General features: G+C 44.1%; 9 protein-coding genes. 6 read left to right on the top strand and 3 right to left on the bottom strand.

The genetic code is table 11. The features are described from left to right. Positions 1-83 precede the first annotated feature (83 nt). Together H524_RS13780 and H524_RS0102205 are read left to right on the top strand one after the other, a co-directional pair. Positions 84-2,030: an MATE family efflux transporter gene (locus tag H524_RS13780; RefSeq protein ID WP_245580431.1), complete on the top strand. Its 1,947-nt coding sequence runs from the start codon at positions 84-86 to the stop codon at positions 2,028-2,030. Between the two features lie 994 nt (positions 2,031-3,024). Then, positions 3,025-4,221 (top strand): amino acid aminotransferase, encoded by a 1,197-nt coding sequence (locus tag H524_RS0102205; protein WP_027939055.1) that lies wholly within the window; start codon positions 3,025-3,027, stop codon positions 4,219-4,221. A gap of 395 nt (positions 4,222-4,616) precedes the next feature. Here H524_RS0102205 and H524_RS0102200 read toward each other — a convergent pair whose 3' ends face one another. Together H524_RS0102200 and H524_RS0102195 are read right to left on the bottom strand one after the other, a co-directional pair. Continuing rightward, positions 4,617-5,561 carry a 1-phosphofructokinase family hexose kinase gene (locus H524_RS0102200; protein WP_027939054.1) on the bottom strand — a complete coding sequence of 315 codons (945 nt, stop codon included), beginning with the start codon at positions 5,559-5,561 and terminating at the stop codon, positions 4,617-4,619. 416 nt (positions 5,562-5,977) lie between these two features. Beyond that, complete coding sequence (locus H524_RS0102195; protein WP_052338850.1) at positions 5,978-7,186, bottom strand: polyamine ABC transporter substrate-binding protein; 1,209 nt, start codon at positions 7,184-7,186, stop codon at positions 5,978-5,980. Between the two features lie 944 nt (positions 7,187-8,130). Between H524_RS0102195 and H524_RS0102190 the strand changes: the two genes are divergently transcribed. From H524_RS0102190 to H524_RS0102170, 4 genes are all read left to right on the top strand, one after another. After that, a complete protein-coding gene (locus H524_RS0102190) occupies positions 8,131-9,021 on the top strand; it encodes a DUF2333 family protein (protein WP_027939052.1) in 891 nt (296 codons plus the stop codon). A gap of 605 nt (positions 9,022-9,626) precedes the next feature. Then, positions 9,627-10,613: a flagellin N-terminal helical domain-containing protein gene (locus H524_RS0102185; protein ID WP_027939051.1), complete on the top strand. Its 987-nt coding sequence runs from the start codon at positions 9,627-9,629 to the stop codon at positions 10,611-10,613. A gap of 277 nt (positions 10,614-10,890) precedes the next feature. Beyond that, a complete protein-coding gene (locus tag H524_RS0102180; protein WP_027939050.1) occupies positions 10,891-11,841 on the top strand; it encodes a flagellin N-terminal helical domain-containing protein in 951 nt (316 codons plus the stop codon). Between the two features lie 348 nt (positions 11,842-12,189). Beyond that, entirely contained in the window at positions 12,190-14,025 is a 1,836-nt protein-coding gene (locus H524_RS0102170; protein ID WP_156907513.1) for an ABC transporter ATP-binding protein, read from the top strand. A 135-nt stretch (positions 14,026-14,160) separates the two neighbouring features. Here the strand turns inward: H524_RS0102170 and H524_RS0102165 are convergent, their stop codons facing one another. Further along, positions 14,161-14,664 carry a phosphatidylglycerophosphatase A family protein gene (locus H524_RS0102165; protein ID WP_027939048.1) on the bottom strand — a complete coding sequence of 168 codons (504 nt, stop codon included), beginning with the start codon at positions 14,662-14,664 and terminating at the stop codon, positions 14,161-14,163. Positions 14,665-14,949 lie beyond the last annotated feature (285 nt).

Genomic DNA, 14,949 nt, shown 5'->3' with positions numbered 1-14,949 from the left:
GAGATTCAGGCACAGTGAAAGCAAAAGATATAGCTAGCGTGATACAGGCAGATGCTCACATTGTTAGTGCTAATTAAGTATCGATGAGTACCACACAAATCAAACATGAAGGTGCTAGTGTGCCAACTAGCCGTGAACAAGAATTGGCACAAATCGCCCTGCGTTCAAGCTCATTAACTGAGGCATTAGCCAAGCTTGATAGCGCCAATTTAAAAGCCGCACTTGCCGAGTCATCAAATCGTGGAGCATCTGAGTTTGATGCTTTTGAAGCTTCATTTCCAGCTGGCAGTGATGGAGCCGAGGTTGCTTGGACTTTTGATGAGGACAATGAGAGCGATCTAATAGATCTCGTTGCTGCTAAAGTTGGTGCTCAAGCTGCAGCTCCCATCGTTGTTTCAAGTAATACTCAAGCTTTAGAGGCTGCTCAAGTTGCAGCTATTATGGCAGCTGAGGCTGGTGCAGATAAGCCACTGCAAGAGGCGGCTGCTGTGGCCGCCGCAGCTGCTGCAGCAGGTAATAGCAATATCGGTGTGGCCGTATCAACTCCTGATATTCACCTGTCTAATAATGCTAGTGCCGCTGAGGTTAAAATGCTCTCTGAGGAGCTGGATAACAGTATTAACAAGCTCGATCTTGAGACTCCTCAACGCTCATTGTTGTCACTGACTTGGCCAATCTTCATTGATCTTGCCTTAAACTTTGCCACTTTGATCATCAACACCATCATGGTGGGTATGGTCTCGGTAAAGGCTGTTGCAGAGCTTACTATTGGTAATCAGGTCTTTGATTTAGCTCTGATCATTTTCAACTTCTTCAATATCGGCGTGTGCGTTGTTTGTGCCCAAGCATTAGGAGCTAACAATAAACGCTTAGCACGACGCATTATTCACATTGGTCTGGGCGTTAACCTCATAGTGGGTACTTTAGTATCGCTGGTCATCTTCTTAAGTGCCGGACTGATTGTTGATGTAATGCGTGTACCTGAAGAGATTGCTGAGAGTTCTCATAATTATCTAAAGATTCTCTCTTTATCCTTCTTGCCACTGTCAATTTGCTTAGTGAGCTCTGCTATCTTACGTGCGCATAACTGTACGCGTGATGCCATGTATATTTCGCTGCTCATCAACGTGCTGACAGTATTTGGTAACACCTTATTCTTATTTGGTCACTTCGGTGTTCCAGTAATGGGCGTAGAGGGTGTAGCGATCTCCACTGTAATTGGTCGTACTATTGCAGCCATCGTGTTTGTACCACTGGTTATCAAGCGTACCCGTACTCGCCTCATTCCACGCTTTATGTTCGTGTTTAGAAAGAAGGTTATTGCCTCGATTTTAAACATCGGTCTGCCTGGTGCGGGCGAAAATCTCTCTTGGCATACTCAGTACATGTTCATGACTGGTGTGGTTGCTTCTATGGGCGCTATGCAGTTAGCTACTCATGGTATCTACTTCCAGATTGTGCAAGTAATGATGATCTTAACTGCCTCTATCGGTATGGGTACTGAACTATTAGTGGCTCACTACACAGGTGCAATGCGTCTTGATTTAGCTAACAAGCAGCTGATTCGCTCAGTGATCGTAGGTGAGGTGGTTACTTTCTTCTTAACCTTCTCTATGCCTTTAGGCACTGGCGCACTGCTTATTGGTATCTTTACCGATAATCAAGAGGTACTGATGCTTGCCTCGTCCTTGTTCTTATTAACTGTATTCATGGAGCCAGGACGTATCTTAAACATCATTATCATTAACTCCTTAAGAGCCACAGGCGATACCAAATTCCCTGTAGTAATGGCGGTTATCTCCATGTGGGGTATCTCTGTACCACTAGGCTATTACTTGGGCGTTACTTTAGAGATGGGCATTTTAGGTGTATGGCTCGGTTTTGCTGCTGACGAATGGGTTCGTGGCATTGCCATGCTGCTGCGCTGGAAGTCAGGTGCCTGGCGTGCTGCAGCTAAGCGAATCTACGAGGAAACGCTTTCTCAAGAAAAAGATCGCGCTAAGCTTAAGCATGCTTCAGTAGAAGCCTAGATCTACACAATAACAAGGATGCATAGGCCTGTGCAGCAAAAGATTGGCCTATGCAGCAAAGGATTAACGTGTGCAGCAAAAGATTAGCGTGTGCCTAAGGCAAGGTACAAGCATAAGCAACTATAGCTAGGCATCAATCTAGAGTTCTAGAGCATGGCAGAAGCCTAGGCAACTGCAGCTAGGAGTTAGGAGCAATTAACAGCTTGGCAACTTAAGCTAGGCATGCTCAGCATGGCCTTGCTTTGCCTAGCTTGCCTAGGCACGAGCTTGGGTTTTCTAGCGTCATGAGCTGCATAGGAACTCATGGTTCATAAGATCGAGCTGAGGGGCCTTAGTGGTCTTATCAGGGTGCGGTGACCATCAAATTTATGCACAAAAAGTGATCAACGGCTTTTTGCTCGCTTATGGTGAGATCGTAGAAAGATCTTACACAATGCTTGTAAAGATCGGGCTTGTAAAGGCTTTTAGGGGCATTTCATCCCTTTTGAGGATTGCCTTATTTGGGAGCATGATTTGTGACATAGCGCACTTTTATAAAGTGCCTTGCATATAATATGGGGGCGCTTTGTTGCGGATGTGTAACATGCACTTAACTAAGTCTTTTCACAGATTGCAAAAGTAAGTTTGTGAAGATTATTGTTGATTAGTTGCTTGTTAGACACTAATAACACTGCAACAGTGTATCTTGTAGTAATACTGTTGCTTTGTCATTTATTAACAGGACTACATTGCTGTCAAGCGTAATGCACGTACTGTATCCACACATGTGCTTAAAGAGAGATAACAAACTTTATCTTAGTGATAGGTTCATCCCTTGCTCTTAAGTACAGCCTGTTGATGGTGTATGGTTACATAAGCTTAAGACAGTATTGTGTACCAGCTAGCTTTGGTTTTATATGCTCAAGCTTAGTTTGGTGAAAACCTGTAAGCGCAAGCTTAGGGCAATTCATGCATTGAGCTAAGAAGTTTCTTAGCGTATTCAGGAAGGAATCATATGTTTTTTGATCATTTGGAGTTGGCTCCTGCAGATCCGATCCTCGGCTTAACCGATACTTTCAAAGCTGACACAAATCCTAATAAGATTAATCTCGGTGTAGGCGTCTACCAGAATGAGAATGCTGTTACTCCAGTATTAAAGTGCGTCAAAGAAGCTGAGAAGATCCTTCTTGAGACTGAGCAGAGCAAGTCTTACTTACCAATCTCAGGTCTGCCTGAGTACGGTCGTTTTACTCGTGAGCTCATCTTCGGTAAGGACAGCCCATTAGTAGATGACGGTCGTGCTGTTACCTGCCACACTCCTGGTGGTACCGGTGCTATCCGTATTGCCGCTGACTTCTTATATCAGCAGCACGTAACTCAGCGTGTTTGGATCTCTGATCCTACCTGGGGTAACCACTTCCAGATCGTTGAAGCTGCTGGCTTAAAGACTGAGCGTTATCCTTACTACGATCGCGTTAACCACTCTTTAGCTTTTGAGCGCATGCTCGACACCTTAGAGCAGGCCTCTGAGGGTGATGCAGTTATTCTGCACGGCTGCTGCCACAACCCAACTGGTATCGATCCAACCCCAGAGCAGTGGGATGAGTTAGCTGCTTTCTTAGCTAAGAAGAAGTTACTGCCTATCGTTGACTTTGCTTACCAGGGCTTTGGTAATGGTCTTGAAGAGGATGCTTACGGCTTACGTAAGATTGTTGAGCTCAACAGCGAAGTTATCATTTGCTCTTCATTCTCTAAGAACTTTGGCATGTACAACGAGCGTGTTGGTGCTTTAACTTGCGTTGGCGCTAACAAGGAAGCTGGTACCAAGGCTTTATCTCAGATTAAGCTTGCTATCCGCTGCGCTATTTCTAACCCACCAGCTCACGGTGAGAAGGTAATCATCACTGTATTATCTAATCCAGAGTTACGTAAGATGTGGGAAGATGAGCTTGCTGAAATGCGTGAGCGTATGCACCGCATGCGTCTGTTATTAGCTGACAAGCTCAAGGAAAAGGATGCAGGTGACTTTGACTTCATCACCAAGCAAAACGGCATGTTCTCATTCTCTGGTCTTTCAAAGGAGCAGGTTGAGACCTTACGTGCAGGCTATGGCATCTACATTGTAGGTTCAGGCCGTATCTGCGTTGCTGGCATTAACGACAACAACATTGAGTACTTAGCAAACGCTATTGCCAACGTTGTTTCTCATTAATTGAGCAAAATATTTAGCCCATGCAAAGATAAGCAGTCTTAATGCATGAGCAAAAGCGCCTCATGAAAAAAATGCCATGAGGCCTAAAACAATAAGCCCTGACTAGTTAAGCGCTAGTCAGGGCTTTTGTCTTTGGAGTAAGCTCCAATAAAAATAGACATGCTCCTCAGCCCCACAAATAGCAAAGGATTAATGCTTAAGCTAGGCGAGCAAGACTTATTTGACGCTTGCTGCTGAACAATAACTAGACTCTAGTACCATCACAAGAACTCAATACGTACAAAGACACAAGAACTAGACACTTGCGCAGCTGCAAGAGCTAGCGGCTTGCAAAGTTGCAAGAACTAGCAGTTTGCGAAGTCGCAAGAGTTAGAGTCAGGGCTCGTAGCAATAACTTAGACAATAGGCTCGTCAAATGAGGAGCCGTCTGTCATTTGCTTGCGCAGCTCATCCACAGTATCACGAATTGCAATACCATCGGTAGTGGCTGTAGCAGAGCCAGTAGCTACTGCCATCATGGCAGCACTCTTAAGATTATGGTTGACGATATAGTCAGCGAGGAATCCAGAGATCATAGAGTCGCCAGCGCCAGTCCTATCAATCATCTCTCCGCCTGGAGCTGCAATACGGGTGGCATTGCCATCCTCATCTAAGAATACAGCACCGTACTTACCAATAGAGACAAGAATATTACGAGCGCCTTCTTCTTGTAGCTTGTAACAAGCATTAAGCACGTCTTGGCCATTGTGAAACTGCATGTTGACGTATTCTTTAAGCTCGTTAATGTTTGGCTTAATTAAGAAAGGACGGTACTTGAGGATGTACTTAAACTGATCTGCAGGAGCATCGACAATGACCTTTGGCTGTGAGTTTTCTTTCAGCGCCTCAAAGAAGATAGAGTAAATGTCGTGTGGCAGTGATGGTGGAACCATACCTGCAAGGACAAGGTAGTCATCGCTAGTTAAACCTGAAAGCTTTCTGACCATGTACTGAATATCATCAGCTGAAACTTCTGGGCCTAAGCCATTAATGGAGGTCTGCTCCGGAGTTTCCTTGATACGCACATTAATGCGGGTACGACCACGACGTACGCGTAAAAAGCCGGTCTTAACACCAGTAGCTGCAGTAAGTCTCATCAGCTCGTCGCCAGAGAAGCCTGCAACAAAGCCAAATGCAGTAGATGTAACACCGAGGTTATGCAGCATGATAGAAATGTTGATGCCTTTGCCACCAGGGCGTAACTCTTCACTTACGGCACGATTTGTTTGACCAATCGCCAAAGGATTCTGTAGTTTCATTACCAGATCCAATGAAGGCGATGTTGTTACTGTATAGATCATGGCCGTTCCCCCAGTAAAAAGTTCACACAAAAGCTAGCTCCATGCTAACACGAATAGCTTTGCATATATGTTAAGCGCGGCAAAAAACATTTGCAGATGCAATATAACCACTTTCATAAAGCTCACATCTTTACGATTGCTATAAGCAAAGAAACAAAACAGCTATATGCTTATGCGTAGCTTATATTCAGGTAGACGCCAAAATCATCTATAAGCCTGTTGCATAGATCCTAGTCAGGTAGCAGCCAAAAGCATCTAGAGTCTTAGCTAATGCCCAAATGCACAGCGGCCCATATCTTATCGATATAGGCCGCCGTGAATAAATAAAACTGCTCAGAGCACTCAATCTTGCAATGCCAACAAGCAATATCTACTTGCAAGAGCTAGTTTAAAGATTGATTATGCTTCTTGACTGATTACTTTTCTGATGATGCTGAGATTACATTGTTCCAAGTGCGAGTCATGATACGCTCAACCTCGGTTGGAGGAACAACGATATGCATACGCTTAAGAGTTTCTTTGTCGTAGTAGATGCCTGGATTGCTAGTGATCTCAGGATCAACTAAAGGAGTTGCATCCTTGTTAGCGTTAGCATAGCGTACATAGTTGGAGATCTTAGCAATCACCTCAGGGCGCATGATGTAATTAAGGAAAAGATGTGCGTTATCTACATGCTCTGCATCCTTTGGAATAGCCAGCATGTCATAACCCATTAAGGCACCTTCCTTTGGAATGATATAGACAATCTCTTCGCCCTTGGCCTCTAAAGAGCGCTGATTTGCAAGCTGTGCATCACCAGCCCATGCAGGAGCAAGACAGATATCACCAGAGGCTAAATCATTGCTGTACTGTGCAGAGTGGAAGTAACGTACATACTTGCCCATGGCGTGCATCATATGTGCTGCATCGGTATAGTCTTGTTTGTTAGTAGACTCAGGATCGCGGCCCATGTATAAAAGGGCGGTACAAAGCATGTCCGATGGGGAGTCTAAAGCTGCAACACCGCAACTTTGTAACTTCTTTAAGTACTCTTCTTTAAAGAGAAGATCCCAAGAGTCAACCTTGAAGTCTTTGCCAAAAAGCGCAGCAATCTTAGTCTTGTTATAAGCAAGTCCAGTAGAGAGCTCCATGTATGGAATGCCGTAAGTATTATCTTTATCGACAGTAGCTGCTTTAGCCATCTTGTCCTCATCCATGTGGGAGAGGTTTTTAAGCTTGCTCTTGTCTAAAGGTAATAAAAGACCATTTTCGGCTAAGCGCTTAAGTACGTGAGCTGATGGGGCAATAATGTCATAGCCGCTCTTGCCAACCATGAGCTTAGCCTCAAGCACCTCGTTTGAGTACATCACATCATAGTGAATCTTGATGTTGTACTCTTTTTCAAAATCCTTAAGTACGCTTGGGTCGATGTAATCAGACCAATTAAGAATGTACAGGGAGTTTTCATCTTTCTTAACTTGCTCAGATGCAAAAACATCATTAGGCATGAGGGTAGAGACGATCACTGCAGCTACGCCCACTAAAGCAGCGAGCGCAAGGCGTCCTACACCATTTAAAAGTGAAAAGGAATACAAAAAGGCAGCGGATGCAGTGCGTCCTGAATGACCACTTGAACCGGAACTCATATTTAACGCCCAAATATTGAAGCTCGAAAAGAGCTAGAAGATAACAAAAACATTTGCCGACATCTGCTAAATGTGAAAGTGCATATTGCCAAAAGCGTATAGCCGTATATCTGCCAGGAATTAAGAGGCTTTGAAAACAAGCAGACGTTGTAGTCTTGCCTGAGCGCTTTTGCTGAACAAATCTCTGCATCGATAAGATGCTTTTGCAACTGAGTCAAAGAATCAGGCAATGTATGTAGATGCTGTCGCTCACTAGAAAACTAGCTAGCAGCGTTGTGCATGCATTGTCGCTCATACGTCTGTCCAAATGATGTTTGATAGTTTGGAGCGGGCGCTGTATTGGTTGCAAAGCATATGAGATGATCGACTTTGCGCCTATTTTATAGAAAAGGTTGTAAAGAGTTGAGTGCCTTGCAAAAATCCTAGTCACAACAAGTCCGATAAGATCGGGATTTAGCAGATTGTTTTGCAATTCTTTATCACCTTGATGAGTTTCATTGCACCTGAAAACACCAAAATTGCTCAATTGCACCAAAGATATGAGCTAACTATGCACTCGTAAGCACAAGTACTTGAGATGCCAAGATACACATCAAAAAAGCCATAGAACCCGTGCAAAAATAGCAATTTGATAAAGAGAGACAAGCTAGGATGAGGATTTGTTGTACCGTGCAACTTTCTGTCGACTATTAGAGTGCATTAAGCAGCAAGAGAGCAGTTTGAAACAGATAGATGTTTATTTTTTGATAGTAAGTATGTGCGCTAGTGCTCAAAACTAGACTTCAATAGCTATAAGCAAGGCTATTGCAAAGACTAGTCTAAGTTTTTGGTGATATGATTTTATATTATGCACAAATACTATATGCAATCAGCTAGTGCCTAGCGATTGTAAGTGCACAGTTTTTTATGTCTTAGATTGAGTTTTACACATGAGTATAGGAACAATGATCCGCAACGCAATCATTGCTGTTGTTGGTGTACTAATTTTATGGGTCTTAGCTATAGGCCTGTTTTCATCTCCATCTAGCAATCCATACAAGCCAGAGACACTTGCCAAAGAGGCAACTGATCAAGAGCGTGCCACTGTAATGGCAAATGCAGTTAATTACGCACTGCAAGATCAGCTAGGCTCTCTGTTTGGCTTCTTGCCAAACGACCTGATTGCTCCATGGGTTGTCGATAACACCGTTAACTATCAGATGGGTGTTATCTATGCAACTCGTCCGGCATCAGAAGTTATCTCTAACGATGTAGCCCGCTATGGCAACCGTGACACCATCGATCCTCGTTTAGCTGACGCTACCTCACGTTTCTTCAGCTACTCTGAAAAGGTTTGGGGCTTCTTATTCATCTATGATGCTGAAGGTAAGTACAAGGCCGGTATCAAGAACTGGGAAGCATGGGCAAAGTCTATTGGTACCAATGCTAAGAATGCTGGCGTATTCAACATGAAGTCTGATGACGTTTACAACATCATCAAGTACTGCTTAGTTATGACCGACTATGCCTTAGGCGTTCTGAACAATACTGACGTTGGCCACTTCAAGACTGATAACAACGTTTACTATGCTAAGGGTGTTTGCGCTGTAACTGCCAACATCTTCCGTGCTCTTATTGCTGTTGACTCCTCAGTTATAGATCGTGGTGGCGTTGAGAATGTTAAAGAAGCTTTACGTCGCTTTGATATGATTGAAGAGTTCAATCCAGTCTACGTAATGGCAGGCGGTAACCAGGTTGGTGATGCAATGCTACCAAACCACACTGCAGCTTTAGCCCGTCACATTGACGTTGCTAACAACCGTATTGCTGATATCTTATCTGCAATGGCTCGTTAGTCAGTAACTTCATGAGCCAAAGGCCTTAAGGCTTTTGAGCTCATCCTTTCCTTACTCAGGGATTCATCAATTTTATCCTCGATGGGTCCCTGGAAAATCCCCTCCTCAAAAAGCAATAAGCTATTCTTTCAAAAGATCACAGCTCTAAGATCACTGTCAAAAGATCACAGCACTGCACTCATAATTTATTGCCTTTAGCTGCTGTTCAATCAAATACCTTCTTTGAAAATCTCAGTTATTTGTAGTCAAGAAAACACAGGCTAATTTACGTTAGCAATGTTGTATCTATCAAAGCCAATTTTATGTTATCTAATAGACCATCATGATAAAGCGCTTTGCCTTTTTACATCTAAAGTGAAGCTTATCTGATTAACATCGATCTTATATGGCGAAATTGTACAATTTTGTTGTATCTATGAAAGTAAAGCAAAATAAGCAATTATTGGAAAATAGTTAACTTCGTATCAACCATGCCGTACTAATAGTTAGAAGGTTATAGCGACTAAGTTCAAGCTAGCCTTAACAGAATTCCAGACTACTTGACTGTTGAGATTTGAAGCAAAAGTTATCTCCAGAAGCTAGTCACAAAGAATAAAGGGTCTATCATGGCAGTATATGTAAATACCAATTACAGCGCTCTTCAGGGCCAGCGTTACCTCGGCAATGTCCAGAACCAGCTCACTACTACATACCAGCGCTTATCAAGCGGTATGCGTATTAACAGCGCCAAAGACGATGCTGCCGGCCTCCAGATCGCCGATCGTTTAACTTCCCAGATCAACGGCCTCAACCAGGGCAACCGTAACGCCTCTGACGGTATTGCATTAGCTCAGACCATGGAAGCAGGTATGGATGAGATCTCCGGCATGCTCCAGAAAGTACGTACCTTAACTGTTCAGGCTGCAAACGGCACCAACACTTCTAAGGATCGTGAGGCTCTTTCTAAAGAGGCTTCAGCTCTCCTGACCGAAATCAACCGTATTTCCTCTCAGACCACCTTTGCAGGTCAGAGCGTTTTAAACGGCATGGGTGAGAGCTCACTTTTTGGCAAGCACGCTGATGCTGACAAGAATGGTAAAGCTGGTCAGGCAGGTGCTGATGGCACCATGACCCTGCAGGTAGGTTCCAACAAGGGTGACACTATCTCATTTGCAGCCCAATCTACTATGTTCTCAAAGATTGGTGCAGGCCACGGCAAATTCGCTGCTCTGACTGACGCAACAGCTGGTAAAGTTTTCTTAACTAACAAGACTACTGGTGCTGTTACTGTAACCTTTACAAAGGCAGACTTCTCAAATGCAGCAGCTGACAATTACATTGGTAATGTTATTGAGCTGATGGATACTGCAATATCTAAGATTGATGGTATGCGTGCCGATTTAGGTGCCACCCAAAATCGTCTTGAGAGCTCTATCCGTAACCAGTCAAACGTTGCTGCTAATGAGGCTGATGCTCGTAGCCGTATCCGTGATGCTGACTTTGCTGAAGAGTCTGCAAACCTCACTCAGCAGAACATCATCCAACAGGCTGCTTCTTCCATGCTGATGCAGGCTAATACCCGTCCTCAGCTTGGCTTAAGCCTCTTAGGCTAATAGCTCTTTAAGCTAAAGATTTGAGCTTTATGCTCTTTAAGGAGACCCCGCAATTGCGGGGTTTTCTGCTTCTAGGAGTGTTGATGTTAAACATTCATTATCTTTCTAGATGAAAGTGATTTTCTGAAGCACTATTCGATTAGATAATTAGCAGACAGAGTCGTGAAGTAGACTCTGCAAAACAGAATTCAAGTGCTCCTTAGTCAGCGGCCAGGCCCTCCTGACATAGTGCATAGCGATTGCTATATAGAGCAAAAAGCATCTTAGGAGAAAGGCCATGGCAGTATATGTAAATACCAATTATTCCGCCCTTCAGGGTCAGCGTTACCTCGGCAATGTCCAGAACTCTTTGACCACCACATACCAGCGCTTATCAAGCGGTATGCGTATTAACAGCGCCAAAGACGACGCTGCAGGCCTCCAGATCGCTGATCGTTTAACCTCCCAGATTAATGGCCTCAATCAGGGCAACCGTAACGCCTCTGACGGTATTGCATTAGCTCAGACTGCTGAAGCTGGCATGGATGAGATCTCAGGTATGCTTCAGAAGATCCGTACTTTAGCAGTACAAGCTAGTAACGGAACAAATACCATGGAAGATAAAAAGGCTTTGTCAAAAGAAGCTTCTGCATTAGCAACTGAAATCACTCGTATTGCTAAGCAAACTACTTTTGCAGGAAAGACCATTCTCAATGGTGTTAAAGAGGCTAATAAAAACAACACCATTTTCTCTGCAGCTGCTGCTGGTGATGTTGGTAAGGCAGGTACAGTTACTCTGCAGGTTGGATCAAACAAGGGTGATACCATTAGCTTCCAATTAGATAACTTTGTGTTCTCAAAAATTGGTGTCGATGGTGGTGTAGATCAGGCAAAGTTTGGTGATGCAACTAAGGCATTTACAAAAGAAGATGCTAATGGCGCTGTAAAGGTAAACTTCTCAGTAGCTGATGCTCCTCAAGATATTATCACTGCTATGGATCAGATGATTGCGCAGGTTGATAGCAAGCGTGCCGATTTGGGTGCGATCCAGAACAGACTTGAGAGCTCTATCCGCAACCAGTCTAACGTTGCTGCTAATGAGGCCGATGCTCGAAGCCGTATTCGTGATGCTGACTTTGCTGAAGAGTCTGCTAACTTATCTCAGCAGTCAATCATTCAGCAGGCTGCTGCTTCCATGCTGATGCAGGCTAACACTCGTCCTCAGCTTGGCTTAAGCCTCTTAGGCTAAGAGTAGCATCTGCTCTCTTGAGCAGGTTCAAAGATCTTTTTAAGATTAATTATGAAGGGCAGCCAGATGGCTGCCTTTTGCGTTTTTGAGGGGATGTTTTTGATTTTTCAGTTGCTAGAGGGTATGGCATTCTAAAATCTATGCTATCTGCCTATAATCTGACTATGTTTCATGTCGTATACTATGCTGTAGCTTTGAGCTGATGCTAATTGAGCATGTGCGTTTGTTTTGGCTTATGCTTTGGCAAATGTTTTGCTCAAGTTTTAGCTAATGTCTTAGCTCGTTAGGCCTCTTGATGAGGTTTGGAGCTTGTGTCTTTAGGCTTATTGATTCTTGCAGGAGGTTATCGTGGAGCGAATATGGCGCTTTTTTGAACATTTGATTCCACCATTCCCATCTGCGCTCAAAGGAGAACCGCCTAAGGGCCTGATTCGTTTCATCCTTTTCTACACTAAAGGTCTGTGGCCGTTCTTAGCCATAATTGCCTTTTTGACCTCATGCATGGCTGCAGGTGAAGCTCTGTTCTTTATCTGTCTAGGCCTGCTCGTTGATTGGACTCAATCCTCCTCCCCATCTGAATTCATTCATAACCATGGCACCAATCTGATGTTGATGGTGATCGTGGCAGGCATTGTTTTGCCTGTAGCTACAGTGCTGCATTCGCTCTTGCTGCGCCAAACGGTTTCGTCTAACTATCCAATGCAGATTCGCTGGCAGGTGCATCGCTATCTTCTAGAGCAGTCATTATCGTTCTTTACTGAAGAATTTGCAGGCCGCATTGCCAACAAGGTAATGCAAACTGCCATGGCGGTGCGTACCTCGGTACTCAAGCTCATGGACGTATTGGTCCACTTAATGGTGTATTTTGCGACCATGGCGTGGATGCTTGCAGATGCTGATCTGTACTTAGCCATCCCTCTGATGGTATGGCTAGTTCTCTATCTAAACGCTGTATTTATCTTTATTCCTAAGCTTCGTCGTATGGCTCAAGCACAGGCGGATACTCGCTCTGACATGGTTGGCCGTATCGTAGATAGCTATGTGAATATCTCCACCGTGAAGCTCTTTGGTGGTCGTGGTCGAGAGCGTAAGTATGCTCAAGATGCCATGAGTGACTATATTAAGGCTGAATATCGTGCGTTGCGTGTTCTTACTATGTTTGACGTGTCTGTGCAGCTTATGAACTACGCTATGCTGATTACTACTGCAGCATTAGCCTTGTTCTTATGGTCAAACTACGCTATCTCCTCAGGAGCCATTGCGATCTCTATTGCTGTATCCATTCGTGTAATCAATATGTCTCGTTGGATGATGTGGGAGATCGGTGCCATCTTTGAGAACATCGGTACTGTATACGACGGCATCAATACTATTGCCCGTCCAAAGAGCATTCAAGATCCTGCTCATCCTCATGAGCTTAAGGATGTTAAGGGTGATATCGAGTTTAAAGATGTTTCTTTCCGCTATCGCGATGATAAAAACATTATCAAGAACATCAATCTGCACATTAAACCAGGTGAGAAGATTGGTGTGGTTGGTCCATCAGGTGCAGGTAAGTCCACCTTAATTTCATTGCTATTACGCTTTTACGATATTAAGTCTGGCGCTATCTTGCTCGATGGTGTCAACATCAAGGATTTACGTCAAGAAGACCTGCATGACTCGTTTGCTATGGTGGCTCAAGATCCTGCACTCTTGCACCGTACTGTAGGCGAGAACATCGCATACGGTTGCTCAGACTTTTGTGAAGAGGATTTAGAGCGAGCTGCTATCCTGACCGACTCGTTAGACTTCATCCAAAACCTGTCAGACTTAAAGGGAGCACAGGGCTTTAATGCCATGGTTGGTGATCGCGGCGTTAAGCTCTCAGGAGGTCAGCGGCAGCGTATTGCTCTTGCACGTGTGGTAATGAAGGGTGCTCCTGTTCTAATTTTAGATGAGGCTACTTCAGCTTTAGACTCCGATTCTGAGCACATCATTCAAGATAATCTTGAAACCATTATGAAAGGACGAACGGTTATTGCTATTGCCCACCGCTTATCCACTTTAGTGATGATGGATCGCATTGTGGTGATGGAGCAGGGAACCATTGTTGAGCAAGGCACTCATGAAGAGCTGCTAAATAAAGATGGCTTATATGCTCGTTTATGGAACCGTCAGGCAGGTGGCTTTATTGGCTCTTAGCTTGGTAGCCTAAGTTTCTGTGTGGAGCTAGGCTTACCGATCCTGTATTAGCAAAAAGGCACCATGAGGTGCCTTTGCCGTATTTGGAAGATGTTTATAAGTTTGCTAGAGCTGTATACGGTTTTGGCGCTTCCCTTAAATGAACAGGGCTGTGCCAGTAAAGTAAAGAATGATATGGCAGGCGATTAGAGAGTAAATGCCGGCTAGGACATCATCTACCATGACACCAAGGCCGCCGGTGATCTTGCGGTCGGCTACGTTGACTGGGAATGGTTTGAGGATGTCAAAGAAGCGGAATACTACAAAAGCAAGGAAAGCTAAGTGCCACTGTCCTTGAGGGAATGCAATTACAGTAATAAACATGCCCACAAATTCATCGACGACTAGACCGCCGTGATCGTGGGTACCCATAGCTTTCTCTGCCTCATTACAGGCTTTAACGCCTAAAAAGAAGAATACAATTGCGGCGATCAGAGCTGCATACCAAGGAGCCATGATGAGGCCCATGCAGATAAACATGGCTAAAAAAGATCCTGCAGTACCAGGTGCTTTAGGACTTAAACCACTGCCAAAACCAACTGCGATAAGGTGCCATGGGTTCTTAAGATTAAGCTTACGGAGCAGGGCATAGTCGGCCATTAGATTTCTTCCTTTGTGATATTGATTCACGCTATTGTAGCAGCTTGATATTAAGCGCTGCTACAATAATAGCTTGCGAGCAAACTTTGTTAGACAAAGCAAAGTTAATAATCGTGCTTTTTCAGCGCGTTTTCTAGTAATAATTGAGTGCTCTTGCTAGTGAAAATTGAGTGCCGTTTTAGCAAATTTAGGTGCTCTTTCTAGTGAAAAGTTAGTACCGTTAATAGCAAATTGAGGTACGCTTGCTTATAAAAAGTGACCGCTATTACTAGTAAAATGTGGGTG

Origin of the sequence: Anaerobiospirillum succiniciproducens DSM 6400, from assembly GCF_000482845.1 — a bacterium.
Lineage (GTDB): Bacteria > Pseudomonadota > Gammaproteobacteria > Enterobacterales > Succinivibrionaceae > Anaerobiospirillum > Anaerobiospirillum succiniciproducens.
Note: the sequence above shows the minus strand (reverse complement) of the source record. Positions and strands in the feature narration are given on the sequence as shown.

What these genes read in the sequence shown, in the direction of transcription:
- H524_RS0102185 (WP_027939051.1), top strand. Translation starts at nt 9,627, where the DNA reads ATGGCAGTATATGTAAATACCAATTACAGCGCTCTTCAGGGCCAGCGT.
- H524_RS0102200 (WP_027939054.1), bottom strand. Translation starts at nt 5,561, where the DNA reads ATGATCTATACAGTAACAACATCGCCTTCATTGGATCTGGTAATGAAA.
- H524_RS0102180 (WP_027939050.1), top strand. Translation starts at nt 10,891, where the DNA reads ATGGCAGTATATGTAAATACCAATTATTCCGCCCTTCAGGGTCAGCGT.
- H524_RS0102205 (WP_027939055.1), top strand. Translation starts at nt 3,025, where the DNA reads ATGTTTTTTGATCATTTGGAGTTGGCTCCTGCAGATCCGATCCTCGGC.
- H524_RS0102190 (WP_027939052.1), top strand. Translation starts at nt 8,131, where the DNA reads ATGATCCGCAACGCAATCATTGCTGTTGTTGGTGTACTAATTTTATGG.
- H524_RS13780 (WP_245580431.1), top strand. Translation starts at nt 84, where the DNA reads ATGAGTACCACACAAATCAAACATGAAGGTGCTAGTGTGCCAACTAGC.
- H524_RS0102165 (WP_027939048.1), bottom strand. Translation starts at nt 14,664, where the DNA reads ATGGCCGACTATGCCCTGCTCCGTAAGCTTAATCTTAAGAACCCATGG.
- H524_RS0102195 (WP_052338850.1), bottom strand. Translation starts at nt 7,186, where the DNA reads ATGAGTTCCGGTTCAAGTGGTCATTCAGGACGCACTGCATCCGCTGCC.